We start from the raw sequence: 25,540 nt of genomic DNA, 5'->3' as shown, positions 1-25,540 counted from the left end.
GGCCGCGCGCGATGCGCGGCGCCGGTTCAATGACGGTGATAGGACAGCGCTTCGAGATCGCGCCGGGCCGACGCGCGCCCGGCGAGACCGAACCCGCGCGCGAGCGCGCCGAGCGTATCGACGGCGGACGCGGCGATCGTGACGCCGACGGCCGCGAGATAGCGAACCGCGCCCAGCGGCGGCAACTGCTGGCGATTGAGCGCGCGCAGGCTGTAGCCGAGCCGCATGGTCATCACGCAGAGCGGGCCGAGCGGGCCGCTGCGGCCGAGCCACTGCCACCCGCGCGGCAGGTACGCGTTCACGAGATACGGCGTCAGCCCGACGCTGTCCTCGCCGCGCATCCAGCGCAGCTTCAGCGATTCGCGATGCGTGTCCGGCAGCCGATGCTCGGTGTGCGCGGCCGGCGCGAACTCGACGGCCACACCGGCCGCCTGCATCCGCAACCCCATCACCTGGCAATGCGCGCGATAGACGCCGTCGAGCGGCTCGTAACGGAATTGCGCGAACACATCGCGCCGGAACGCGACGTTGTTCGCGTAGAAGTTGCGCGTCGCGCCATCGCGCAGCGGGCTCGGGAAATACATGAAGTCAATCGACGTCAGCGCAATGCCGAGCACGTTCGGCGCATAGCTGGTGCGCCCGGCCACCGCGACGGGCGCATCGCCGGCGTCGCGCGCGAACGGCGCGAGCAGGTGCTCGAGCCAGTCATCGGCCGGCCGGCAATCGGCATCGCCGAACACGACGATGTCGCAGCGGGCCGCGTCGACGCGATCGAACCCGTCGTTCTTCGCATCGTAGTAGCCGGTGCTCGCGCCGATCTCGACAAAGTCGATCGGGCGGCCGGCCAGCACGGCGATCTCCGCGCACGCATCGGCGGGCAGGCCATCGTGCGTGATGATCCACTGCGCGAGTGCCGCGGGCGGCACGGTCTGCTTCGACAGCGCCGATACGAGGCGCTTCAGGCTGTCGACGGCTTGCGCGAGCCCCGCGCCGCCCCGCAGGTTGTTCGTCTCCAGCACGAGCGCGGCCCGCGCCGCCACCGAACGGGCCGCCGCGCGGGTGGGCCGTGTGGTTTCTGGGAAGTCTGGCATCCGGAATATCTCCATCGTCATGCGCATCGGCATCGATGAAACGAATGGGCAGGGAGCCCGCGGCGCATCGGCGAATGCGGATCGCCCGCGACCGTCGTCGCAAAACGGGCGGCCGCGAAGGCGCCCGCTTCGCGTGCCGTCACTCCTGGACCGACGGCGCCGATTCGGCGTCGGTATAGCGCGGCTTCGCATTCTGCAGGTCGCGCGTGTTCTTCTGCACGGCCACCGAACCGAACAGGGCGAGCACGAACGACATCGCGTAGAAGCCCTTCTCGCTCAACTGCAGCGTTGCGTTGAAGAGGCCGACGATCAGCAGCGCGATCGACAGCAGCAGCGCGATCCAGCTGAGGCCGTAGTAGATGCCGGTGACGGGAATGCCTTCCGCGCGGTCGCGGACGCTCTTCTGCAGCGAAATCGCCGCATACAGGCCGAACACCAGCACGGTGAAGTAGTAGCCCTTCTCGTTGAGCTGCATGCCGGCGTTCCAGAGACCGATCAGGAATGCTGCAAAACCGGCGAGCAGTGCGGCCCACGACGCGGCCACGAACGCGAACGACGGCTGCTGGATGGTGGTCTGGTTCATTGCTTTGCCCTCTCTTTCTTCTTGTTCGAAATCGTTTTCGTTGAACTGCGTTTCGCGCATGGTAGCAGCTTTGGCACGCGGCAAGACGGCTGGCTTGCAGTCTTACAACTCGCGCTGCGCCCGCCGCCAGCGCCCCGGCGTCGTGCCGAGCACCGCGCGAAACGCCTTGCCGAACGCGGCCTCGGACTGGTAACCGACCGCCTGCCCGATCTCCGCCTGCCCGCGCTGCGTGTCCTGCAGCAGCGCACACGCATGCATCATCCGGATCTGCGCAACGAACGCACCGACACTCATCCCGGCCCGCTCGCGGAAATGCCGTGCGTACGTCGCGCGCGACATCGCCGAGGCGTCGCCGAGCGACTCGACCGTCCACGGCTTCTCCGGCGCCTGCAGCACGGCCTGCACCGACGGGCCGAGCCGCGCGTCGGCCGCAAGTGCGAGCCAGCCGGACGGCACGCGTGCACCCCGACCGTAGGCGCGCAACGCGTACGCGAGCAGCGCCTGGCCGAGCGCGTTGACGATCGCGCCGGCGCCCGGCTGCCCGTTCGACGCCTCGGTGCGCAGCACGCTCGTCAGCAGTTGCAGCGGCGCGAACCCCGACGCCTCGCGCAGCCCGACGTGCAGCACGTGCGGCAGCGTGCGCATCAGCAGTTCGCCCGCGCCGCGCGCATAGACGAACCGTCCGCACAGCAGGTCCACGCTCGCGCCGCCCGGTTCGACCGGATCGAGATTCGACTTGACCGGCAGCACCGCGCCGCCGCCGGCGCCCTGCTCGCGCAACGCCGCAACCGGCCGCGACCGGCCTGCCCCTGCGTCGAGCAGGTCGTGTGCGCCCCCCGCGGGCAACAGCACGAAATCGCCGTCGGCGAGCTGCAGCGTGCGCCCGTCCGCAGTACGCAGCCGGCAGGTTCCGGCCAGCACCAGATGAAACGCCGCCTCGCCGGGCGGCAACGGGTCGTGCGGCATCGCGAACGGCCCGTCGAGCAGGCAGCGCACGTCGAGTTCGACATGGCTGCGGCCCAGCGACAGCAGTTGACTCAACGCATCCATGAGACGATCCCGCTAAAAATTGACACTCTAGCGTATCGAAACCCTCAGCGCGAACGATCAGAATAGCCCTGCATCGCCCGAGATCGCGGCGTGCGCCGCTCTCCTCACCTCTTCTCGAAAGGACACATCATGCTGAACTGGAACGAATACCGGAAGGAACTCTCGACGCGCATCGGCGAGATCGCCAAGCTGTCGCCCGATACGCTGGCCGGCTACAAGGCGCTGTCCGGCGCCGGGGCCAAGACGGGCCATCTCGACGCAAAGACGCGCGAACTGATCGCGCTCGCGGTCGCCGTCACGACGCGCTGCGACGGCTGTATCGCCGTGCACACCGCAGAAGCAGCCAAGCATGGTGCGACCAAGGAAGAAGTGGCGGAAGCGCTCGGCGTCGCGATTGCGCTGAACGCAGGTGCGGCGCTCGTCTATTCGGCACGCGTGATGGACGCGCTCGGCGACTGAAGCTGACGGCCGCGGCGCTGCCGTCGCATGGCGGCGCCCGGCCGAACGGCTGCGTGGCTGCCCGGTTGCGCAGCGCGCCGCCGGGCAGGCGATGTATGAAGATTGGCCAGCGTACCCGCCCGAATGACCAGCCCGGCACGCACCGGCACGGACGCGCCGCGAAGTCGGCTACCATGCGCGAACGATCCATCGTGAAGGAGCGCTCCATGTGCCGCTGGCTCGCCTATACGGGTAATCCGATTCATCTCGAGACCGTCCTGTTCCGCGCGAAACATTCGCTGATCGACCAGAGCCTGCATTCGGAGCTGGGGGCGACGACCACCAACGGCGACGGCTTCGGTATCGGCTGGTACGGGCACGCTGACGAACTCCCGTTCCGCTATCGCTCCGTGCATCCCGCGTGGAACGACCGCAACCTGCGCGAAGCCGCGCGCGCGATCCGTTCGCGGATGTTCATCGCGCACATCCGCGCGGCCACCGACACGCCCGTGCAGGAAACCAACTGCCACCCGTTCCGTCACGGCCGCTGGCTGTTCGCGCACAACGGGCTGATCCGCGACTTCCACAAGCTGCGCCGCGACCTGACGTTGAAGGTCGACCCCGCGCTGTTCCCGACGCTCGAAGGCTCGACCGACTCCGAACTGATGTTCCGCCTCGCGCTGACCTACGGCCTCGAGCAGACGCCGCTGCCGGCGCTCGAGCGGATGGTCGGCGTAGTCGAGGAGACCGCCGCGCGGCATCGCGTCGCCGACCCGCTCAACATGACGATCTGCGCGACCGACGGCGAACGGATCATCGCGGTGCGTTATTCGAGCGAACGGCAATCGCGTTCGCTGTTCCACAGCACGTCGTTCAAGCACCTGCACGAGCTGTATCCGCATAACCCGCGCATCGCCGAAGCCGGCGACGACGCGTTCATGGTCGTGTCCGAGCCGCTCGTCGACCTGCGGGGGGCATGGGAGGAAGTGCCGGAGGGGATGGCGATCGTCGCGCAGGGCGCCGACGTGCAGCAGCGGCCGTTCAGCCCGCGGCACAAGTAGCGCGTCGGGCACCGCACGCGCCGTCAGGCGCGACGCGACAACCGCATCCGGATCGAATCGAGTTCGGCGGGCAGCCGGCGCGAACGAGCGCTCCGCCGCGGCAGTGCGGTGAACCCGAGCCGTTCGTACAGCGCGCGGGCCCGCACGTTGCGGGTCAGCACGTCGAGCACGACGTCGCGGCTGCCGTCGGCGGGCAATGCGCCGGTGTCCTGCGCGTTGCGAAACAGCGCGCTGAAGATGCCGGTGCCGCGCTGCCGCTCGTCGGTTGCGCAATGCGCGACGAGGATCTGCGAGCGCTTCGGCGCCGGAATTTCCGTTTCGAGGATCAGCCCGCGCAACAACTGGCCAATCGTGCGGCGCACGCCAAAGAAGCGCGCCAGTGCCCATACGACATGCACGTCGTCGAACATCGTCTGCCGCCCGTCGTGAATCGCCATCACGGCGAGCACGGCGCCGTCGTCGGCCATCGCGACACGATGACGGCGCCACGAGAAGCGCCCGTGACGCGACCGGAACGCCTGCTGCAGGAAGGCGATGCAACGCGCGTCGCTTTCGCCGAGAAAGAACCCGAATTCGGCCACGCCGGACGCAAACACGAGCGGCGCGCACGCCGCCGCGTCAGCCGCCTCGGCCGCACGAAACCGCACGCGCTCGCCGGCGCGCGGCGCCGCCTGCGCGAACGCGCCGGCCAGCGTCATGCGCCGCGCCCCGCGAGACGCGACAACACGCCAACCGTCCGGCTGATCTGCTCCGGCTCGTGCGTCGAGCAGATGAAGAAGCGCAGGCGCGCAGCCTTTTCCTCGACGGCCGGATAGAAGATCGGCTGCACGTTGATCCCTTCGTCGAACATCGCATTGGCCCACTGCGCGGCCTTCAGCGAGCTCCCCGTGATCACCGGCACGACCGCGAATCCGGCACTCGTGCCGGTATTCAGCCCGGCGGCGCGCGCTTCGGTCAGGAACTGCCGCCCGCGCGCCTGCAGTTGCGCGACGCGCTCCGGCTCGGCCTGCAGGCGCTCGAGCGCGGCCAGCGACGCTTCGGCGAGGGTCGGCGCGAGCCCGACGCTGTACAGGAAGCCCGGCGCCAGGTGGCGCAGCATGTCGACGAGCGGCTGGCAGCCGGCGATGAAGCCGCCGCAGCCGGCCAGCGTCTTGCTCATCGTGCCCATCCACATGTCGACCTGGTCGGGCGCGACGCCGCAATGCTCGCGGATGCCCTTGCCGGTCGCGCCGAGCACGCCGAGCGAATGCGCCTCGTCGACCAGCAGGAACGCCCCGTGGCGCGTCTTCACGTCGACGAAGCGCTGCAGGTCGGGGAAATCGCCGTCCATGCTGTACAGCCCTTCGATCGCGATCAGCACGTGCCGGTATTCGCGGCGCACGCGCGACAGCAGGTCATCGAGCGCCTGCCAGTCGTTGTGCGCGAAGCTCAGCCGCTTCGCTCCGCTCAGTTGCGCGCCCTGCACGATGCTGTTGTGCGCGAGCGAATCGTGGACGACCAGATCGCCGGGGCCGAACAGCGCGCCGATCACCGTCACGTTCGTCGCGTGGCCGCTCACGAACGCGACACAGTCGTCGGTCTCGTAGAACGCGGCCAGCGCGCGCTCGAGGTCGCGCTGCACCGGGCGCTCGCCCGCGACCATCCGGCTCGCGGAGGCCGACGTGCCGTAGCGGTCGATCGCGGCTTTCGCGCGCGACGACACGGCCGGATCGCCGGCGAGGCCGAGGTAGTTGTAGTTCGCGAAGTTCAGGTATTCGCGGCCGCCGATCTGCGTCGTCGCACCGGCCACGCCGTCGTGCACGCGGAAAAACGGCGAGTCGACGCGCAGCTTCTCGCCCATCTCGCGCATGATCCGGACCTGCTGATACTGCGGCATCGACTCGAAGCGGCTGCGCGCCGATGCGGTCTGCGCTGCCAGCGTGCCGGGCACGCCCGGTGCCGCGGCCGCATCGGTCGCGCGCTCCAGTTGCCGTTTCAGCGCTTTCGCCGCCAGTTGCTGGCGAAGATGCTCTCCCAGTGCCATTGCTTCCTTCGCTGTTTCTCGAAAAGACGCTATGTTACGCCGCGCGTCATGAAAAAGCGTGGTGTCACGCGTCGGGAAACTCGGCCCATTGCCACGCATCGGGTTCGGCCAACAGCGCGTCCACCAGCCGGAAATTCATCTCGTGGCTCGGCCGCAGCGCGCTCACACGTGCCAGCAGCGGCGCACCGGCCAGTGCCAGGTCGCCGACCAGGTCGAGCACGCGGTGCCGGACGAACTCCTCCGGCAGCCGCATCCCGCCCAGCACGCGATTGCCGACGATGGATGCCGTACACGACGGCCGCGCGCCGCGCAGGATCGGTACCCCGCGCAGATAACCGGCGACGATCGCGGGTACCGCCCACTTCACGCGGCCATACGAGCGCGATGGCGCAATTTCAGTCGCAAATGCAGCCGGCGTCAGCGCACCATCCCAGTGCATGTCGCCGAAGCCGCGCAGGTCGTTGCGCACGCTCAGTTCGTAACGCGGCGCCGGTTCGATCCGCATTTCGCGCCGCTGGTCGCCCTCGCCGTCCGTGACGACGAGGGGCCGCAGCACGCGGATGAAGCGTTTCGGCGCATCGAGCGCGACGCGGCCGCACGCGCGGATGGCGTCCACCCACGGCGCGGCGCTGCCATCGAGAATCGGCACTTCCTCGGCGTCGATCTCGACGATCGCGTGATCGATCTCGCACGCGAGCAGCGACGCGAGCAGATGCTCGACCGTGCGAACGCCGACGCCGTCGGCATTACGCAGCATCGTGCACAGCGGCTGGGCGCGGCGCAGCGCGGGATCGACCGGCAGCGTCGCGAGCGTGCGCCCCTGCGCGACGCGACGGAACGCGACGCCGGTCACGCCGTCTTCCGGACGCGCGGGCAGGATCCGCACGCCCACCCGGCGCCCGGTGTGGAGCCCGTGACCGTCGATCGCCAGCGGACGCGCCAGCGTGCCCTGACTCGTCGCCCAGCCGGACGGCGCACTCATCGCGCGACCTCCAGCGTCGGCGAGGCGTGGCCCGCGACGGGCGCCGGCCGCGTATCGAGCATCGCGCGCGCTTCGCCGTCGATTGCATGCTTTGCCGCCAGCGCAGCGACGGCATCGGCTGCGGAACCGGCATCGGTATCGGCGTCGGTCGACGCACCGATCGAATCGACGATGCGTCCGGCCAGCGTCGTCACGGACGCGCCCTCGGCAATCGCCATCACCGACAGCTTGACCTCGAACGCTTCCTCGACCGCGAGACCGAGCTCCATCCCCATCAGCGAATCCATGCCCATGTCGAGCACCGACTTGTCGAGCGCGATGCGATCCGGCGTCATGTGCAGGATCCGTGCGATCTGTCCCTGCAGGGTCCGGGCCGCCAGCGCGATCGCTTCGTCACGCGGCAATGCCAGCACCTCTTCCCGCAGCTGCGTGCCGCCGTCGCGCGCATCGCCGCCCTTCGCATGCGATTGCAGCAGCGAATACCGGCGCGCCTTCGCGGCGGGCATCCCGCGCGCAACGGCGTGCCAGTCGAGCCGGACCACGGCTTCGCCGGCCGCACCCGCCACCAGCGCGCGCTCGAGCGCGACCATCGCCTCGTCGGACGTGATCGATGCACCGCCGATCCGCGACTGCAACGCCTCGCGCGTATCCGCGTGGCGCGCGAGGAAGCCGACGTCCTCGAGCGGCCCCCAGGCCATGAACGTGCCCGGCAAGCCTGCCGCGCGGCGATGTTCGACGAGCGCCTCCAGGAAGCTGTTGGCCGCGACGTAGTTCGATTGCCCCGGATTGCCGAGATAGGTCGTCGCCGACGAATAGACCACGAACAGGTCGAGCGGCAACGCGCGCGTCGCGCGATGCAGGTTCCACGCGCCGGCCACCTTCGGTGCGAGCACCGCGGCCATGCGCGCATCGTCGAGATTGCGCACGAGGCCGTCGTCGATCGACATCGCGGAATGCAGCACGCCCTTGAGCGGGATGTCGCGCTGGACGATCGCGGCAATCATCGCGTCGACTGCCGCCGCGTCGGTCACATCGCACGACACGACATCGACCGTGACGCCGAGCGTCTTGCGCCACTGCTCGACTTCCTCGCGTGCGGCAGCAGCGAGTTCGCCGGAGCGGCTCGCCAGCGTCAGCCGGCGTGCGCCGCGCTCGACCATCCAGCGTGCGCTCGCGAACCCGAGCCCGCCCGTGCCGCCGACCACCAGGTACGTGCCATGCGGATCGAGCGCGAGCGAACCCGCGCGCGTGACGCCGCGCGTCGGGGCCGGCGTGCCGGACGGATAGGTCACGAGCACCTTGCCGATCTGGCGCGCCTGCTGCATGTAGCGGAACGCATCCTCCGCCCGTTCGGCGGGAAACGCGCGATACGGCAGCGGATGCAGCACGCCTGCCTCGAACAGCGCCATCACTTCGCCGAACAGGCGCGCGGTCAGTTCCGGCAGCGCCCCCATCAACTGGTCGGCGTCGATGCCGAAATAGCTGATGTTGTTGCGGAACGGCCGCAGCCCGATATGGCTGTTTTCGTAGAAGTCGCGCTTGCCGAGCTCGAGGAAACGACCGAACGGCCGCAGCGTATCGATGCTGCGCACCATGGCTTCGCCCGCGAGCGAATTCAGCACGATGTCGATGCCCTGACCGCCCGTCAGCACGCGAATCTCGTCCGCGAACGCCAGGCTGCGCGAATCGAGCACGTGGTCGGCGCCGAGCAGGCGCACGAACTCGCGCTTCTCGTCGCTGCCGGCCGTCGCGAACACTTCCGCGCCGAAGTGGCGCGCGAGCTGGATCGCAGCGATCCCGACGCCACCCGCGCCGCCGTGCACCAGCACACGCTCGCCGCGACGCAGACGCGCGAGTTCGACGAGTGCGTAATACGCGGTGAAGAACGTGGTCGGCACGGTCGCCGCTTCCTCGAACGACAGACGCTCGGGTTTCAGCGCGATCCCTTGCGCGCGCGTCCTGACGCGCGTCGCGAACGAGGCCGGCGCGAAGCCGAGAATCGCATCGCCCGGCGCAAATTCCGTCACGGCGCCGCCCACCCGGACGACGCGGCCGGACAACTCCATGCCGATCGTCGCGCCCGCGAAGCCGGTCTCGACCGCTTCATCGGACAAGAGCCCCATCGCATACATCACGTCGCGGAAATTGAGGCCGGTTGCAACGGGCTCGATTTCCACCTCGTCCGCGCCCAGCGGGTTTTCCGGCAATGCAAACCATTCGAGATTGCGCAACGAGCCCGGCGCATCGAACGCGAGCACGGCCGCACGCGCGATCGCGCCGTCGTTGCGGGCCGCGGCCTGCGCAGCCGTCAGCATGCGCGGCACCAGCCGCCCGTGTGCACCCAGGATGACTTCTTCCTCGACCGCTGCGCCGGTCAGTTCGTGAATCAGCGCAGCGGGGATCCGGTCAGTCGCTCGATCGACGTCGATCAGGCGGCACGCGAGCTCGGGATGCTCGTTCGCCAGCACGCGACCGAGGCCCCACAGCGTGGCCTGTTCCGGATGCGCATTCGCGGTCCCGGCGAATGGCGCGCCGCCACGCGTGACGACGGTCAGCCGCGTGGCCGCGTTCGGCTGCGCACCGAGCGCGCGAACGAGCGCCGCCAGCGCAATCGCACCGTTACGCTGCGCGGCCATCAGGCCGTCTCCCGTCGCCGATTCGGCGAGCGGCGTTTCGGGCGCGCAGAACACGACATGCGCCGGCTGCCCGGCCGGCAGCGACGCGATCGCATCGGCCGCGTGCGTCATGTCGACGATATCGGCCGGATAGCCCGCGCGTGCCAGCGCATCCGCCAGCTGCCCGCCGAAATGGCTGGCGGCATCCGGTGCATGCATCACGAGCCATTGCTCGCTGCGCGCCAGCGTATCGAGATCGCTCGGATCGTCGCCGCGTTGCGCGGCAACGGCGCTCGCGGCGTTACGTGCGATGACGAACGTCGGCGTGCCGTCCAGATCGAGCGATTGCTCGACGTGCCGCACGACGTCGACGTAACCCGCACGCTCGAGCGCCGCATCGAGATCCGCCGGCGCCAGCGGCACCGGCGCGTCGGCTTCCGTCGACGCAGACTGCGCGCCGAATACGATGTCGGAGAAGCGGCCGCGGCGCGACTCGGCCAGCAGCAGCAAGCCGCCCGGCGCCAGCCATGAGCGCATCGCATTCAGCGCGTCGGCCACGTCATGACGGCCGCTCAACGCGCGGTTCGCGACGATCAGGTCGTAAGGGCCGGCTTCGTCGGCCGCCAGCGACAGCCGCTCGCCCGACTGCAGCGCAACCGTGCGCACCGCCGCTTCCGCATCCGTGTCGAACCCGGCCAGTTGGCCGGCAGTCGCGGCGATCGTGTGATCGCAACGCGCAGCCGCGAGATGCATGCCGAGCGTCTGCAGCACGTCGCCGTCCGTCGCGACCAGTTCGAGCACGCGCAACCGGCGCGCCGGTTGCCATTCGTCGACGGCCTGCTCGACGCTTGCGGTCAGCAACGCGTGCACGTGCTGCCACGTCGGCGATGCGGCAAGGAGTTGTTCGACCAGGCTGTGCCCGGTCGGCGACAGCAGGCGGGCGCCATCCTTCGCGCCACCCAGCACGTCGGGCAATGCCGCGCCGCAATGCGCGAGCAGCGTCAGCTCGGCCACGTGCCCCGGCGATTCGGCCAGCAGCCCGCGCCACAGCTCGTCGAGCGGCGGCAACGCCGCGCACGCCGCGTCGTCGCGCACGAGCAGCGCGCCATCGCGATGAGCGAGACCATCCTCGATCAGCATGTCGGCAAGACGCGCGGCCAGCGCCGCATGCCCGGCCGCCGGCTGCCACGTGCCGGCGAATGCGCCGAGCGCATCGAACGCGCGGAGCGCGTAGAGGCTCGCCAGTACGTCGAGCAGCGGCAGGATTTCGGTCAGATGCTGGGTCCGGCGACCGTCGTGCCCGGTCGCATCGAGCCGTGCGACGGCCTGCGCGAGCAGCGCGTCGGGAGCCGGCAAACCGGCTGCGTTGACGTCGCCCGGCAACGGCACTTCTTCAAGGCGGTAGACGAAGCGCGCGGGCAGGTTCTGCCGACGGCCGACGAGATCGACGCGCCGGAACCGGCAACCGCCGAGCCGTGCGACGATCGCGCCCCGCGCGTCGAGGAATTCGAAATGCGCGACGATCGAATGCGGGCTGTGCCGGTCGATTCGCACGAGCACCCGCTCGACCGTGTCGCCACGCAGATAGTCGACCCGGCCGATCTGCACCGGCACGTAAGCCGGATGTTCACCGTCGCGCGCGTGCGCCGCAAGCAATGCGAACAGCGGATGAAACCCGCTGTCCATCAGCGCCGGATGCAGTAGATAGGCGGACACTGCCCGCGCATCGCCACATGCGGCTGGCGCGGCGACGTCGGCCAGCGCCGCGCCGTCGTCCGCGGCGACCCGCACGGTGCGCACCCAGCGGAACGCCGGCCCGTAGCCGAGGCCGATGGCCGCCGTGTTTGCGTACAGCGTGTCGCCGTCGGCTGCGGGCAGCGCGAGCAGACGAGCGAGCGCATCGGACGGCACGACGCTCGCCTCGCCGAGCGCGTTGCCGCTTTCCAGCATCCGCCCCGTCACGTTCATCGTCCACGAGCCGTCGGACATCCGGTCGCGCGTCTCGATCGTGAAGGTTGCGGTGCGCGGCTCGATCACGAGCCGGAACAGTTTCGCCTGCTGCGGCTGGAACACCACCGGCGTGCGGATCTCGACGTTTTCGAGTGCCGCATCCGGCGTGTCGAAGAAGGTGCGTGCCGCGGCCAGCGCCATTTCCACGTAGCCGGCCCCCGGGAACGCCACACCGCCGTCGACGACGTGATCGGCCAGCATCGGCAGCTTCGCCGGATCGAGCTGGTTTTCCCACGCGAATGCGTGCTCATGCAGGCGATAGCCGAGCAGCGGATGCTCGCGACGGCGATTGACGAGACCGTAGCCTTCGACGGTCGGCGTCAGCCAGAAACGGTCGCGCTGCCACGGATAGGACGGCAATGCAGCACGCGATTCGCCCGGCGCGAAGCGGTCGGGATCGACGCTCGCACCGTGCGCGATCGCCGCGAGGATCGCTTGCCGCAGCGTCGCCGCGCTGCCGTGGTCGCGCTTGAGCGTCGGCAGCGCCACGCCGGTCGCACCGGCCGCCGCGAATGCCTGCTTCACGTACGTGCGCAGGATCGAATGCGGCGAGACCTCGACGAACAGCCGGACGCCCTGCTCGATCAGATGCGCGATGCCGTCGCCGAAGCGCACGGGCTCGCGAATGTTGCGCCACCAGTAGCGGGCATCGAGCTCGGTGCCGGCAAGCGCGCCGCCGGTCACGGTCGACACGAATGCGCCGTTGCCCGGCTGCGGCCGCAGGCTGGCCAGTTCGGCCAGCACGACCGGCTCGATGCGATCCATGTGACTGCTGTGGAACGCGTAGTCGAGATCCAGCATCTGGAAGAACTTGCCGCTGCCGCGCAGCGCGGCCTCCAGTGCCTGCAATCCCTGCAGCTCGCCCGCGAGCGTCACCGCATCGGGGCTGTTGATGCCGGCGATCTCGACGCACCGCGCCAGCCCGTGGCGCGCGATCAGTTCGCGCGCCGCCGCGTCGCCGATGCCGACGGCCGCCATCCGGCCGCTGCCGCGCGTCATGGCCTGCGCGCGGCTGCGGATCTTGATCACGCGAACCGCGTCGGCCAGCGACAGCGCGCCCGTCACCCACGCCGCGGCAATCTCGCCGACGCTATGGCCGATCGCCGCGTCGTACCGCATCCCGCGAGCATCGATCACGCGGATCATGCCGACCTGGATCGCGAACAGCAGCGGCTGCGCGTTCTCCGTCGCGGCGAGCCATTCGGCGCCCGCGCCGGCCAGCCATTCCGCGCTCGGGCCGCCGCGCATCACGTCGACGAGCGACGGGCTGCCGTCGGCACACCACAGCGCGTCGACTTCGTCGAGCGCTGCGCGGAAAACCGCGTTCTCGGCATAGAGCTCGTTGCCCATCCCGACCCACTGGCAGCCGTTGCCCGAGAACACGAGCGCGGTGCGCACCGCGTCAGCCGGCGCCTGGCCGGTCGCCACGCAGGCCGGCAGCCCTTCCGGCGCCGGCTGGGCCAGCGCCGCGAGCGCCGCGCGTCCTTCGGCCGCGTCGGCCGGCGCGACGATCGCGCGATGCTCGAGCCATTGGCGACGACGTGCGGCCGCGGCGGCCAGCGCCTGCCAGTCGCCGCCGTTGTCGAGGGCCGCCAGATAGCGGCCTGCGAGTGCGCCGAGCGCGTTCGCGCTGCGTGCGGTCAGGACGAGCGGAGACAGCGGCGCGTGAATCGGCTCGGGGGCGGCCGTCGACGCCTCGTTTGTAGCCGGCGCCTCGGTCAGTACGACGTGTGCGTTCGTTCCACCGAAGCCGAACGAGTTGACGCCCACCGTCAGCGGTGCGTCGCCCGCGTCGAGCGACATGTAGCGATCGACGACACGCAGACGCCCGCCGTCGAAATCGATGCCGGGATTGGGCGTGACGAAATGCAGCGAGCGCGGTACCGCGCGGTGCTTCAGGCACAGCACGGCCTTCAGCAGCCCGGCCATGCCGGATGCGGTCTCGAGGTGGCCGATGTTGGTCTTGACCGAACCGATGAGCAGCGGACGATCCGCCGGGCGCTCACCGGACACGACGTCGATCAGCGCACGCGCCTCGATCGGATCGCCGACCGCCGTGCCGGTGCCATGCGCTTCGAGATACGCCAGCGACTGCGGATCGATGCCCGCGCGCGCGTACACGCTGCGCAGCAGCGACGCCTGTGCGCCCGCGCCCGGCACGCTGATGCCGCCCGGCGAATGGCCGACCGAGTTCACGCCGGAGCCGGCGATCACCGCATGGATCGTGTCGCCGTCGGCGAGCGCGCGATCGAGCGGCTTGAGCAGCACGAACGCGCCGCCTTCCGAGCGGACATAGCCGTCGCCGGTCGCATCGAACGCGCGGCAACGACCTCGCGGCGACAGCATCGACGCCTTGGAGAAACTGACGAAGCCGAACGGGTGCAGCAGCAGGTTGACGCCGCCCGCGAGCGCCACGTCGGCTTCGCCGGACTGCAGCGCCTTGACCGCCTGGTGGAGCGCGACGAGCGACGACGAGCAGGCCGTGTCGACGGACATGCTCGGGCCGCGCAGGTCGAACAGGTAGGACACGCGGTTCGACGCGATGCTCAGCGTATTGCCGGTCGCCGAATACGGATCGATCACGTTCAGATCGTCCATGTTGCGGTTGCCGTAATCCATGCTCGCGGCACCGACGAAGACGCCGCAGTTGCTGCCGCGCATGTCGGCCGGGCGCACGCCCGCGTCCTCGAACGCTTCCCATGCGAGTTCGAGCAGCAGGCGCTGCTGGGGATCCATCTGGGCCGCTTCGCGCGGGGAAATGCCGAAGAACGCGGCGTCGAAGCCGGCGACGTTGTCGAGGACGCCGGCCGAGAACGTGTAGCTCTTGCCCGGTTCGCGCTTGGACGGGTGCTGGTAGAAATCGGTGCCGAACCGGTCGGCCGGGATTTCGGTCACTGCGTCGCGTTCGTCGCGCAGCAGTTGCCAGAAGTCGCCGGGGTTGTTTGCACCCCCGGGAAACCGACACGCTATCCCAATTATTGCAATCTTACTGTTCATCTCTTATGTCGCTTTCTCGGATGCGCGCGGCTCTTCCGCACGATTTCCGTCGTCTTGTGTCACGTGCAGCAATACCGCCCCTAACTCCTCCGCCGGCAAATTTCGGCATTCGGGAGCAACTGCGTCGTAATTCCGCCAGATGAAATAATCGCTGTGTTGCGGATTAACGTCCAGTTTATGAAAAACATGAGGCAGCGCGGGAACGTGATCGCCGTAGAAACAAACGACCGTTTCACGATTGCTGGTACGCAAATGATCGAGCAATCGTCCGATCATCGCGTCCGCATTTTCAATGTGCCGCAAGTATGCTGTAAGGTCTTGCCAGGCGGCATCTTCGCCGAGAGTATGCCTTGAACACGATTCTCCGGGTAATACCTGCTCCAGATGCAGCGGGCCGTGGTTCTCCATCGTCATCGAGAAAATGAAGCGCGGGCGGCCGCCAGGCGCATCGAGCGCGGCAATAATCGCATCCGTCACCGCGTCATCGGAAACATAGGGCCCGGAGCGGGACGCCGCCGCAAAATGTTCGATATCGAGGAATTGCTCGAATCCAAGCATGGGGAATACGCGATTGCGCCCGAAGAAGTCCGCATAGTACGGGTGAATCGCAAGTGTTTCGTAATTTCCTCGCCCGAACCAGCGGGCCAGTGATGCGCAGACACTGCGCACGAAAGTGTAAGGATAGAAACGCGCATACCCCAACGCCGCCTGGGGCACGCCCGTCAACACCGCAAATTCGGTGCGCATCGTGTTTGCCCCCCAGGCCGGCACGGTCAACTTGCCGTGGCACACCGACTCGCGCCGCGCCTCATCGAAGCGCGTGTACACCGCCGACTCCACCGCCCCGCTGACATGGCGCACATCAAAGTACGACTCGCTCTGGATCACGATGACGTCGGGACACCTCACCGGCTCGCCGGTCGCAAACGGACTGGATTCGTTGGCACGCGCGAACGAATCGAACGTCGCGGGACGCAGACCATTGAGCAGATAGGCCACGAACACCGCAAAAAAGCCGTGGCGCTGCTGATCGGCTATCGGATCAAGCGTCAGCGGCAGGCGGGCGGCAAGCCCTCGACACAGTAAGAATGTGACGCCGGGGGCAATCGCGAAAGCCAGCCATGGGCGCGGAGAGATAGCGGGCTCGGACAGGTAACCAATCAGCACGATCAGCACGCCTGCCACGATCGCAATCACCTTGTCGAGGCTCAGGAACGGCAAGTAGAGCCGCGGGTGCGAAAACAACTGGCTGAACAGGCTTAGATCGGTAAAGACAAAGGGTTCGCGCAAGGATTCGTATTTCGCGTTGCTGACTATCTCGACCAAGCCAACGAGTGCGATCGCGACGAACGCGGAAAAAATCGGACGGGCGGTGACGAAGAGGAGCAGCGACGCGATGAACAGAACTGCGAGCGCACGGACGAATGCCCCGGCAAGCGAACGACGCTGCGGGAAACGGGGCACTGCGATGCGATCGGGCGCGAACGACAGGACAGCGGCGGCAATACATGTCAGCCAGGGCATCGCAGTCACTTGACGTCCTCCTCCCTGGGAAAATAAGACAACTTGTCGAGAATGGCGTCGGCGAGTGACGGCGGCAACAGCGGCAACAAGCGCATTCCGAACGCCAGCAGGCCGGGAAACGCAACTTCGGTGCGCCCGGCTTCAAGTTTGCGACGGATATATGACGCTGCCTTGTTCGCTGTCCAGAGAAATGGCTTGTCGCCGGGAAATACGTCGCTCATCGACGTTTCAACGAATCCGGGCAAGACCACCGACATCCGGATGCCATTGCGCTTGAGCAACGGCCTGACGGAATCGGCATACGCCTTGATCGCAGACTTGCTCGCACAATAAGCCGGCGAGATCGCCATCCCGCGCAGCGCGGCCAGCGACGCGACCATCACGACATGGCCCTGCTCTCGCTCGCGCATCCGGTCGATGACAGGCAACACGGCATGCAGGGCGCCGTAAAAATTCGTGTCGACTACCCGCGCCGTGCGCTCCAGCCCCTCCCAGTCGTTCTTGGTGGCAAGCGTACTCGCCACACCCGCGTTCGCGATCAGCAGATCAATCGGATAGGTCTCGTCGAAGCCATCAAGCCACGCTTTTGCGCTATCGGCATCGCGCACGTCAAACTGCCCCGTAATAACGACCGCGCCGCGTGTACGACATTCCGACGCACTTGCATCGAGCCGCTCGATATCGCGGCCGACGAGACCGAGCACGACACCCGGCCGGGCGTAAGCCAGTGCAAGCGCACGGCCGATACCGGCGCTTGCGCCGGTGATGACGACATGACGTGGTTGGGCAAGGCTACCCATGCACCTCCTCCACACGGGCGACGACGCCCGCCACGGCCATCTCGATACCGGACTTCGTGTAGAAATCGCCGTTGATTTGCGTGTGATGCATCACGTAATCGAGAAAGGCGCGATAGAGATGCATGTCCGGGCCGTCCGCCTGCGTCCAAAAATCGTCGAGACTACCCTGCCAGGTCAGGCCGGGTATCGCGTAAATCGCCGTGCCAAGCGCGATCAGGGGCCGCTCGTGGTGCAACGCAGACAAACCCACGGTGCTATTGACGACGACGACCCCACGGGAATGGTCAAGCAAGGTGGGAAGATGACCGGCATCGATAAATTGCAGGCGCTGGTCGATGCCGAGTTCCCGAGCCAGTGTCGCTGTGAATTCCTTGTAGGCGATCAGGCCCGTGTCCAGCGGATGGTTCTTGATGACAAGCCACGCGTGCGACGGGGCGTAGCGGGCAAATGAACGCAATACGGCAGAAATGGCAGCGCAAATGCCGTCGAATGGGGAATGCGCGACGATCTGCGCGTCGGAGTTCAGTTGAAGCGGGAACAGGTAATACTCCCGCTTCTCGTCCAGCAATTCCCTTACGACCCGATCGGCCTCCCAGGCATGAACGCGCGACTGGGCGGCGCGATAGGCCAGACCCGCGTATTCCTGGAAACCATTTTTGGGGCGATGGCTCCGGTAGTACGGAAACCGGCGGGCGTGCAACGCGTTCGCCAGACGGTAGGCGATATCGTGGTACACGCGTACCTTCAGGTTATAGCCGGTCGGGTGGCCAAAGCCCGCGGGCGGGACATGCTTGCGTTGGTCGCGATACCAGTCCGGGTCGCGCGGCAGCAACGAGCGACCATTGACGCCGTGATGCTCCATCGTGATCCAGTGGGGACGAACATAGCCCTCCTCGAAAACGTGTACGCGCAGGCCGAGATCCTGAACGACTGCATGTATCGGTCGATGGATTTCGCGGCAATCGCCAAACAGGAAGACATCGGTAAAGTCGTTGGCTTCGACGATGTGACGGTACCAGGCCGACAAGCCTTCCGCCTTGTCACAATAATTCCAAGCCGCGCCCCCACCGGCGTAGGCCAGGTCGCCGCCACAAAAATTGACGCGGGTCACATGGTGGCCGCGGCTGCCAAGAACATGTGCGAGCTGGCTGAAAAAAGGGGACGCCGTGCCTTGCAAGGCAAGGAAAGAACGACTCATAGATCAACTATGCAGTAATGGAAAAACCGGCAAACATCGCCATCCAGGCAATATCAATGGGTGCGTTCGGTGAACCGGCATCTTGCCGAGTCGTGTCGATCTTGGTGGAGATCAGTGAGTTGACGCGTCTCACCTTTCAACTTGCCGCTGTTCATCGATTGTCACATTGAGAGATGGCTATTTTTATTCGGAGAGTTGTAGTGGATCTGTAAGTGGAGCGCCACTGCCAGGCTGTGGATGTGACGGCAAGCAGCGCCCTGAAGTATGCCTTATTCCGCCCCTGAGCCGTTAGGGCTGCACGCACTATCGCTCACCGCAACCGGGCATCGGGCGTGGCAGCGCGCCCTGCAGTCGGGTTAATAGATATCTTTGTCTCATTTGCGTCACATCCTGGCGAATGCATTACCAGACGCCGACTCGCAAACGGAGTGGCGAGGGACTCATCAGGTGCATGACAGAGGACCGGCCAGCATTAGATTGGGCGGCACTGAAGCTGCCGCCCCGGGTATCGACACCCCTACCGATTGGCTTCCACACTCGTTCTTATGACGATTGCAAGCCACTAATCCGCGCCAGCCAAGGGGAACAAGAAGGGCCTCTCGACATACCCGGTTGCGGCAAGATTCCAGCGTCGGCGCAACACACTGGCAGCATCGCCCGGCACGATGCGGGCTTTGGCATGGTGGCGCACACCCTCGCCCTGCCGCAAGCGCTTATTCAGCTGGTGTGGCCGACAACGAGATCGCGCATGACATTTGAAGTCGAACTGCCCAGGGGCTGGCGATCGCAGCAAATCGCTCTGACAGGCTCACGAAATCCCGATGCGCACTGGTCACCGGGACACTCGCCCCCCCCCTTTACCGCTACACCGCGATCAATCGCCGCCAGAATCGCTTGGTCTTCCCGATCCCCTTGATAACAGGCCGCCATGCCCTGGCCAGCGGAAGCACATCGCGCAAGGCCATGGGCCCTTCGTCCAATCGCAATTCGTTAAAAAGACGGTTCTGTCGAGAACTCAATTCATCATGTCTGCGCGAGAGATCGTCGTAAGATTTTTGCAATTCTTCTAGCGCCAGGATGGTCGCAGCATTTTCAGCAAGCGCCTCGTCTCGAGCTTCCGAGATCGTCGTCAGTTCCTGCCTATGACATTCGCTTGCAATACGCGCGTTTTCGATCTCGCGAGCCGAAATGAATTCTCGCTCGGTCACAAGGTTGCTGAGAGACGAATGAAGTGCATCCCGATCATGCACCAAGCTATGGCGCTCTTGAATCAGCCCGTCTCGCTCGTGGATCAGCGCATTTCGTTCATGAATCAGCCCATCCCGTTCGTGGGTCAGCCCATCCCGTTCGTGGGTCAGCCCGTTTCGCTCGTGAACCAGCCCATCGCGCTCGTGAACCAACCCGTCCCGCTCGTGAAACAGCCCATCCCGCTCGTGAACCAGCCCGTCTCGCTCGTGGATCAGCGCATTTCGTTCATGAATCAGCCCATCCCGTTCGTGGGTCAGCCCATCCCGTTCGTGGGTCAGCCCATCCCGTTCGTGGGTCAGCCCGTTTCGCTCGTGAACCAGCCCATCGCGCTCGTGAACCAACCCGTCGCGCTCGTGAACCAACCCGTCCCGCTCGTGAACCAGCCCGTCGCGCTCGTGAACCAGCCCGTCGCGCTCGTGAACCAGCCCGTCGCGCTCGTGAACCAGCCCGTCGCGCTCGTGAACCAGCCTATCTCGCTCTGAATGAATAGCCAAACGGCGGCTCGCTCTTTCCCTATATTTATTGAACGTGACTTCCGAAATTAGATCATCGCTAAACCTCATCAGCCCCATCAATTTATAAGCCGCGTAATCGTAAAATTCATCAATTGGATGAAATTTCGCTTCACCATACGGAGCATCAAAGGATGTGACTGAAAAACGCCCGTTCAAATCAAGAACGTTCAATTTCGCCAGCAAGCTATCAATTTTTTTCCAAAGCAGATCAACCCACCAATTGATTTCGGATGACTCCGGATCCCCCAAACCAGTCACACCATCGACAGTGATTTTGTTGACGCAAGTTCTCCGCCGCATAATAATAAGCGGAACACCAATTTCATCAGATAATTCAATCAATTCTTTGAGATAATGAAAATAAATCTCCAAGTATTGATGACTTTTCGGAGAAATTCTGACCCACCCGTCATCGATAAATCCATCAGGCCACTTCCAATTCGGCCCTAGCGCCTCCGACTCCATGTCGGAAATAATGCAACCGTCTTTCTCGAAAAAATCGTTAGTGAAATCACTGGTTGGATCGAAAAGCAAAAATTCGTATCCACCCGATTTGAGTTTTCGCAGCGCCTGCTTTGTCAACTCGAAATTTATGCGCTCAGACAGTCGGTGATCTTGTGATTCAAAGTAAGTACGCCCATCTACCTTCTTCGACATCAAGCCAGGTACGCTGACGCGCCACAAATGCGTGGCATTTGCGAGCAGACTCAACCTCCCGGCGAGCACTTCGGTCACACATCCACCGATGCTCAATATTTTAGGTTTCCGCAAAGCAGACACGGGAGCCTGCTCGCCCCCGGTGAGGTCGGTTCTGACCACTCGGAAAATTTCACTGATGCTCATGATCTCTCGACTGCCACGATCGCGCCGGCTCAGGCAGCCCGCTGCGTGGTCGTTCCCGTTCGGCTACCGTAGACCGTAGTAACCCGGCCGCTCGACAAACCAGGCTTTCTACAGGCTTATGCTTTCAAGCACACAATCTTACAATTTGCATATATTGACATAGCAAATGGAGATTTCTCGACAGACAGGAAAGAAAACGAAACAAAATGTCACATAGATGTTGCAATTCAGCCACGCCAAGGCGAAAGATACGCCACGCTTCTTGACATACTGAAATCAATCTCGTGGTGGAATCGCGCAATCCATTTCGGGGATAACCCTGTGTATTCTTGATTTGTCAGATGTAATCCGGGCATCTGCCAAACTCCGGGGTCAGCCGCCGAATTTCCCCGACACACGCGATCTAAAAGGCAATCACAAGGGCGGCCAAACTGGCCGCTTGCAATGCTCGCGATCCGGTTTGCGATTCACCTATGAATTTTTTGGAAGTACCGCCCATCGGCAAAAATTTCTGCCTGCTCGAGGGATGGATTTGGGCGTCCATCAATGAGAAGTGCTATCGATGCTAGACAATTAACGGAGTTACGAGCTGTCGCCGCTCGTCACATTTCATTAAATATAAACTCTCTCAAGCACCGGCGAAAACGTTGCAGACATGCCCACGCGAGATGAAAACGTATTCACACGGAGTCGAGATTGAGAGTTCACTCCGGGTAGCATTTGCGCAAGCACCGAACGGATGGCTGCAAGGGTACGATCGCAATCCGTACCCGGGAAACCGCATCAGTCAACGCGGAATCGATTCGAGACTGTTCGACGTCGCCAAAGCCAGCGCGTCGATTTTTTCTAATAGCTTGCTCGAAACAGGTCGTGGCGTGCCGTGAAAACAGGTGAACTGTTACGGCATGCCTCGACGGATTCAAATTCTACCGAATCCAGAAATATCTCGAACTGGCAAGATGTAGCCAATCTTGTGGTCTCACGAGGCGCAAAAAAAGCAAAGGAAGTAAATCGAGCTCACCGTAAATTTTTACGAGTTCGGCAAACTGCGCACGTACCTCCATTGCCCGCTAGACATCAGTCTACTTATCAGCGCTTCCCGCTTCAATTTTTTATTATTACAGCGATTGCCAAGCGATTATCAGCACTCTCAATCAATCGAAAGGACGCTTTACGGACGCACCCAATTTCTTCAGGAGATGGAAATCAAGAACGTCAACCTTCCTGTTTCCGAGCGATTCGACCTGATAGACCTCCAGGGATTTAAACGCCAATCCAAGTGCGCGCTCATCATCACTCTTACCAATATCCGAGGGACGTGTTGCATGATGGATCAGAAATTCAAGCGTGATTCCGCTCGTCGCATCCGTCTCGGCGGGCTTGAAGAATATTTGCTCCTGGACCCACACATCTTTCTCGACAAATGTGAATCCGGCGGCTCGAACACCATTCGCAAATAGATCAACCTTTTGCTCTTTCGAATTCGGCGGCACAAATGCAGACATATTGATATCGATTCTCATCAAGGTCCGTGGCGCAACCACGTGCCCAGGGATGACGAATCGCACCACCGCCTCTCTAGACCAACGACCAAACGGCTCGGGAAATGACAAACCCTCGTTGGCGATTGCCACTGGATCTTTCGAAAAATCCACAACCATTGTCTGCCGTATTTTCCCCGGAAAAACATCGGACTGCATAACGCGCTCCTCTCTCAGCTAAAATTACAATTTAACAAACCAACAAGCACAAAAAGTAAACTCGACTTCAGCATTCCTCAACTTCGGAGGCGCCGTCAACAACTGTCAATTTACTTAAATTCGTCATGCGGCATCGGCATGACGATCAAGAAATCGATGGACTCACTTACAATAGTTTTAAACCATACCACGCAACACCACCTCATCCGATGAAGAAATCCCGGAGCTAAGCAAAACTCAACATTATTTCAAGAGTGCGAGAGCAATCCATGCAGGAAGCTCCGGGGCGACGCTTCCGCGATAGTCGCCGTCACAGACATGGAAACCGCTGCCAGCGAAGTAATTTCTGCACGCCGCGTTTCTTTCGGTCTCATTATATATTGCTTTCACCTCGGCATGCTCGCTCAGCAGCTTGGTCATGACAAAGTTCAGCACTGCCGTTTCGACGCCTAAGCCAAAGACACGGCATGACATCACCACTTGCTCGATTATACTATCTCTGATAATTCCAACCGACACTATTCCGTGTCCCGCGTGCCTATCCGTCACATCGAAGACTACAAACTCGCCACCGCCCTCGAACAACTCCTCACAAGCCTGCTCAGTCCACCTCTTTCCAGTAGTATTGAATTGATTCGTTTTATTTATCAATTCCAAAGAGCGAGCGAATTTTGCGTCATGACGGTTAGCAATTATGCTGGGTTTCACCTTGATATTCAACGACTGGAGATAAGCAAGGCGATCGACGCCCTCCGATTTTCGCTCTCGAACGATCTTTGCACGAATCAAATCCGTCCGACGAGCGGATTCGTCCGTTACGACACGAACCTGGGTTTCGGGTGAATAATGAAGGATCATCTTCCAGAGTCGCTGGTCACCTGAAAGCGCCCGAATCTCAGGAAAAGCTTGCTTGACCTCATCGACTTCGCGCTGATTGTCGTCAATAAACAACACATTCTGCGGAAGTAAATTCACTTCCCGTAGAATTTCTTCGATGGCATCAGATTTTGGATTCCAGTTAGCCTTAATTGAGCAAAAATCATCAAGCGTAATTCGCGAACCCCAAACCTTCGAGAAATTCTTCAATATGAATTGCTCATCGTTTTTACTTGATATTGCCAGCAAAATACCACGTCGCTTGCACTCCATAAGCGCCTCAACGTATCCCATCGGCCAGCCTTCAACGAGCGACGTCGCGACAATCTCGTCCTCTTCGGCCAACACCCCTTTCCACATCGTATTGTCCAAATCAGTGACAATCAACTTGATCGGGTGCTTCGAATCAAGAATTCTCAATACCTGATCGAAACGCTCAATAAGCGCCAAATAAAATTGGACGTCATCATTGGCCGCGTGTGTAAAATGATTATGATACCCATCGTAGCTAAGCATATCTCCATAATACTGACGAAGATCGTTTACCTCGATGTAGTAGCCGCTCGGTGTATTTTCTAGAATCTCAGCCAGAAAATCATTCATCGAACGAACCAAGGAGTACAAAGATGTCTTCCGATTATTCCAAAGTAGTCCTCGATGAGTGGCCAACGGTTCAATGAATGATGTAAAGAAAACGGGGGTACCAACAGGCAAAGCCGACATAAACTTTTCTACCAACAGCCTCAGGAGTTCCTTCGCATCTCCCAGTACAGTCGCCTGTTCGCTCTCCGACATTTTCACGTGCATCAGGTCATCTTCATGACGAGAAATTATTTGATAAAGAACAAATCGCAGCGTCAACTGAACCACTATCGAATCGTATTTTCCTCTCGATATATCTGGTATCTCGTTGGGCAACCACGAATTCATCAAAAAATGATCCGCTTTGTGTGAAGTCCGATGGACAATATCGACCAACGTCTCGGCGGTGCACGTACCGATAACAGCAAAATACCTGGATGCGCCATCTTCCTCCAACCTCAAATCCGTTGGACACATCCATTTTGGATCAGCTCGCCTCAACTCGCCCCTTGGCGAAAACTTCTCCCCCTCAAACAGTCCAAGATCGAGAATATTATGCTCAATTCTTCCTTCTGACTTAACCTGATATACATCGAGCGATTTGAGTGCGAGACCTAATGAGCGACAATCACTAAGTGCATTATCAACATCTATTGGCCTGGTCGGACAATGGATCACCAACTCAAGCGAGATGCCTAGATCCCCACCACTCGCCGAGACCTTGAAATAAATACTTCGAGTCTTTGGCTTGTCGCCTCTTGAGAACAACCACGTTGTTGCCCGAACACCATTGAGCAAAACATCTGCTTTTTGCCATCCGATACTCGGTGGTATAAACGCCGAAACGTTTATATCTAACCGCATAACAGCGTGGGAGGAGATCGCACTGCCAGGCAAATCAATTCTGGCGGTAGGCCCATCGGTCCATCGACCGAAAGCCTCTGCAAACCATATACCACTATTCGCGATCGGCAATATTTCGTCAGAAAAATCAATCGTCAGAACTTTCACCATCTCCTTCCTCGCCCGACTTTCCTTCAGTCTTTCCAAAATACGCCGCAATCGCATGGTCAGTTAATATGCCAGATATGCTTAATTTGATGAAATTACAACCCTCCGCGTCGGAACAATGTCCATTTCCCGCTGAGGTCACTTATATATCACCTGCGCCAGTCTTTTATCGTCAACTCGTTGAGTCGCCGTCGGCCTCCGCTCATCTCAAAACCTTTCGCTAAGCCAGGCGGCATTTCCCGTATTACGCCGCATTTTGCCGCTCCCTGCCGGTCGGTTACTCGTCGACAGTTGTAGCTCAGTACTCAACACCGCGCCAAGCATCTCGGAAATCCATTGCTTGTGGCAGCCTTTCGGGCAGTTGCTCCATATACCGCTGCAGCGAAATGAAAT

Annotated in this window: 15 protein-coding genes; 2 read left to right on the top strand and 13 right to left on the bottom strand. The window is 62.9% G+C overall.

Annotated features, from left to right (window positions below; all coding sequences use genetic code 11):
* Nucleotides 1-26: 26 nt before the first annotated feature.
* The 3 genes from ACN8ZM_RS03865 to ACN8ZM_RS03855 all read right to left on the bottom strand — a co-directional run bounded on the left by ACN8ZM_RS03865 (nt 27) and on the right by ACN8ZM_RS03855 (nt 2,724).
* Complete coding sequence (locus ACN8ZM_RS03865; RefSeq protein WP_205822804.1) at nt 27-1,091, bottom strand: glycosyltransferase; 1,065 nt, start codon at nt 1,089-1,091, stop codon at nt 27-29.
* A gap of 139 nt (nt 1,092-1,230) precedes the next feature.
* A complete protein-coding gene (gene yiaA, locus ACN8ZM_RS03860; RefSeq protein ID WP_027788274.1) occupies nt 1,231-1,674 on the bottom strand; it encodes an inner membrane protein YiaA in 444 nt (147 codons plus the stop codon).
* Between the two features lie 102 nt (nt 1,675-1,776).
* Nucleotides 1,777-2,724, bottom strand: coding sequence for a cupin domain-containing protein (locus tag ACN8ZM_RS03855; protein WP_420210584.1), 948 nt, complete (start codon nt 2,722-2,724; stop codon nt 1,777-1,779).
* 129 nt (nt 2,725-2,853) lie between these two features.
* Here ACN8ZM_RS03855 and ACN8ZM_RS03850 point away from each other — a divergent pair, with 129 nt between their 5' ends.
* Together ACN8ZM_RS03850 and ACN8ZM_RS03845 are read left to right on the top strand one after the other, a co-directional pair.
* Nucleotides 2,854-3,183: a carboxymuconolactone decarboxylase family protein gene (locus ACN8ZM_RS03850; RefSeq protein ID WP_043189451.1), complete on the top strand. Its 330-nt coding sequence runs from the start codon at nt 2,854-2,856 to the stop codon at nt 3,181-3,183.
* 206 nt (nt 3,184-3,389) lie between these two features.
* Nucleotides 3,390-4,223, top strand: a complete 834-nt coding sequence (locus tag ACN8ZM_RS03845) for a class II glutamine amidotransferase (RefSeq protein WP_043189453.1) — start codon at nt 3,390-3,392, stop codon at nt 4,221-4,223.
* Nucleotides 4,224-4,246: 23 nt separating this feature from the next.
* On the opposite strand, the gene ACN8ZM_RS03840 is transcribed toward ACN8ZM_RS03845, so the two are convergent.
* The 10 genes from ACN8ZM_RS03840 to ACN8ZM_RS03795 all read right to left on the bottom strand — a co-directional run bounded on the left by ACN8ZM_RS03840 (nt 4,247) and on the right by ACN8ZM_RS03795 (nt 25,150).
* Nucleotides 4,247-4,921: a GNAT family N-acetyltransferase gene (locus ACN8ZM_RS03840; protein WP_420210583.1), complete on the bottom strand. Its 675-nt coding sequence runs from the start codon at nt 4,919-4,921 to the stop codon at nt 4,247-4,249.
* Complete coding sequence (locus ACN8ZM_RS03835) at nt 4,918-6,246, bottom strand: aminotransferase class I/II-fold pyridoxal phosphate-dependent enzyme (protein ID WP_043189459.1); 1,329 nt, start codon at nt 6,244-6,246, stop codon at nt 4,918-4,920. Before ACN8ZM_RS03835 ends, ACN8ZM_RS03840 begins: the two co-directional genes overlap by 4 nt.
* Before the next feature lie 64 nt (nt 6,247-6,310).
* Nucleotides 6,311-7,228 carry a UDP-3-O-acyl N-acetylglycosamine deacetylase gene (locus ACN8ZM_RS03830; RefSeq protein ID WP_301769969.1) on the bottom strand — a complete coding sequence of 306 codons (918 nt, stop codon included), beginning with the start codon at nt 7,226-7,228 and terminating at the stop codon, nt 6,311-6,313.
* Nucleotides 7,225-14,850 (bottom strand): type I polyketide synthase, encoded by a 7,626-nt coding sequence (locus ACN8ZM_RS03825; RefSeq protein WP_420210582.1) that lies wholly within the window; start codon nt 14,848-14,850, stop codon nt 7,225-7,227. The genes ACN8ZM_RS03830 and ACN8ZM_RS03825 overlap by 4 nt, the downstream gene beginning before the upstream one ends.
* A 3-nt stretch (nt 14,851-14,853) precedes the next feature.
* Nucleotides 14,854-16,374 (bottom strand): LTA synthase family protein, encoded by a 1,521-nt coding sequence (locus tag ACN8ZM_RS03820; protein WP_420210975.1) that lies wholly within the window; start codon nt 16,372-16,374, stop codon nt 14,854-14,856.
* Between the two features lie 5 nt (nt 16,375-16,379).
* The gene (locus ACN8ZM_RS03815; protein WP_420210581.1) at nt 16,380-17,174 is read right to left on the bottom strand and encodes an SDR family NAD(P)-dependent oxidoreductase; all 795 of its coding nucleotides are present in this window, start codon (nt 17,172-17,174) and stop codon (nt 16,380-16,382) included.
* Nucleotides 17,167-18,372: a capsule biosynthesis protein gene (locus ACN8ZM_RS03810; protein ID WP_420210580.1), complete on the bottom strand. Its 1,206-nt coding sequence runs from the start codon at nt 18,370-18,372 to the stop codon at nt 17,167-17,169. Before ACN8ZM_RS03810 ends, ACN8ZM_RS03815 begins: the two co-directional genes overlap by 8 nt.
* Nucleotides 18,373-19,235: 863 nt before the next feature.
* Nucleotides 19,236-20,978, bottom strand: coding sequence for a hypothetical protein (locus ACN8ZM_RS03805; protein WP_420210579.1), 1,743 nt, complete (start codon nt 20,976-20,978; stop codon nt 19,236-19,238).
* Nucleotides 20,979-22,132: 1,154 nt separating this feature from the next.
* Nucleotides 22,133-22,678 (bottom strand): hypothetical protein, encoded by a 546-nt coding sequence (locus ACN8ZM_RS03800; RefSeq protein WP_420210578.1) that lies wholly within the window; start codon nt 22,676-22,678, stop codon nt 22,133-22,135.
* Nucleotides 22,679-22,921: 243 nt separating this feature from the next.
* Nucleotides 22,922-25,150, bottom strand: a complete 2,229-nt coding sequence (locus ACN8ZM_RS03795; RefSeq protein WP_420210577.1) for an HAD-IIIC family phosphatase — start codon at nt 25,148-25,150, stop codon at nt 22,922-22,924.
* Between the last annotated feature and the right edge of the window lie 390 nt (nt 25,151-25,540).

The organism is Burkholderia aenigmatica (assembly GCF_048627025.1).
Lineage (GTDB): Bacteria > Pseudomonadota > Gammaproteobacteria > Burkholderiales > Burkholderiaceae > Burkholderia > Burkholderia aenigmatica.
Note: the sequence above shows the minus strand (reverse complement) of the source record. Positions and strands in the feature narration are given on the sequence as shown.

What these genes read in the sequence shown, in the direction of transcription:
- ACN8ZM_RS03865 (WP_205822804.1), bottom strand. Translation starts at nt 1,091, where the DNA reads ATGCCAGACTTCCCAGAAACCACACGGCCCACCCGCGCGGCGGCCCGT.
- yiaA (WP_027788274.1), bottom strand. Translation starts at nt 1,674, where the DNA reads ATGAACCAGACCACCATCCAGCAGCCGTCGTTCGCGTTCGTGGCCGCG.
- ACN8ZM_RS03855 (WP_420210584.1), bottom strand. Translation starts at nt 2,724, where the DNA reads ATGGATGCGTTGAGTCAACTGCTGTCGCTGGGCCGCAGCCATGTCGAA.
- ACN8ZM_RS03850 (WP_043189451.1), top strand. Translation starts at nt 2,854, where the DNA reads ATGCTGAACTGGAACGAATACCGGAAGGAACTCTCGACGCGCATCGGC.
- ACN8ZM_RS03845 (WP_043189453.1), top strand. Translation starts at nt 3,390, where the DNA reads ATGTGCCGCTGGCTCGCCTATACGGGTAATCCGATTCATCTCGAGACC.
- ACN8ZM_RS03840 (WP_420210583.1), bottom strand. Translation starts at nt 4,921, where the DNA reads ATGACGCTGGCCGGCGCGTTCGCGCAGGCGGCGCCGCGCGCCGGCGAG.
- ACN8ZM_RS03835 (WP_043189459.1), bottom strand. Translation starts at nt 6,246, where the DNA reads ATGGCACTGGGAGAGCATCTTCGCCAGCAACTGGCGGCGAAAGCGCTG.
- ACN8ZM_RS03830 (WP_301769969.1), bottom strand. Translation starts at nt 7,228, where the DNA reads ATGAGTGCGCCGTCCGGCTGGGCGACGAGTCAGGGCACGCTGGCGCGT.
- ACN8ZM_RS03825 (WP_420210582.1), bottom strand. Translation starts at nt 14,850, where the DNA reads ATGAACAGTAAGATTGCAATAATTGGGATAGCGTGTCGGTTTCCCGGG.
- ACN8ZM_RS03820 (WP_420210975.1), bottom strand. Translation starts at nt 16,374, where the DNA reads ATGCCCTGGCTGACATGTATTGCCGCCGCTGTCCTGTCGTTCGCGCCC.
- ACN8ZM_RS03815 (WP_420210581.1), bottom strand. Translation starts at nt 17,174, where the DNA reads ATGGGTAGCCTTGCCCAACCACGTCATGTCGTCATCACCGGCGCAAGC.
- ACN8ZM_RS03810 (WP_420210580.1), bottom strand. Translation starts at nt 18,372, where the DNA reads ATGAGTCGTTCTTTCCTTGCCTTGCAAGGCACGGCGTCCCCTTTTTTC.
- ACN8ZM_RS03805 (WP_420210579.1), bottom strand. Translation starts at nt 20,978, where the DNA reads ATGAGCATCAGTGAAATTTTCCGAGTGGTCAGAACCGACCTCACCGGG.
- ACN8ZM_RS03800 (WP_420210578.1), bottom strand. Translation starts at nt 22,678, where the DNA reads ATGCAGTCCGATGTTTTTCCGGGGAAAATACGGCAGACAATGGTTGTG.
- ACN8ZM_RS03795 (WP_420210577.1), bottom strand. Translation starts at nt 25,150, where the DNA reads ATGGTGAAAGTTCTGACGATTGATTTTTCTGACGAAATATTGCCGATC.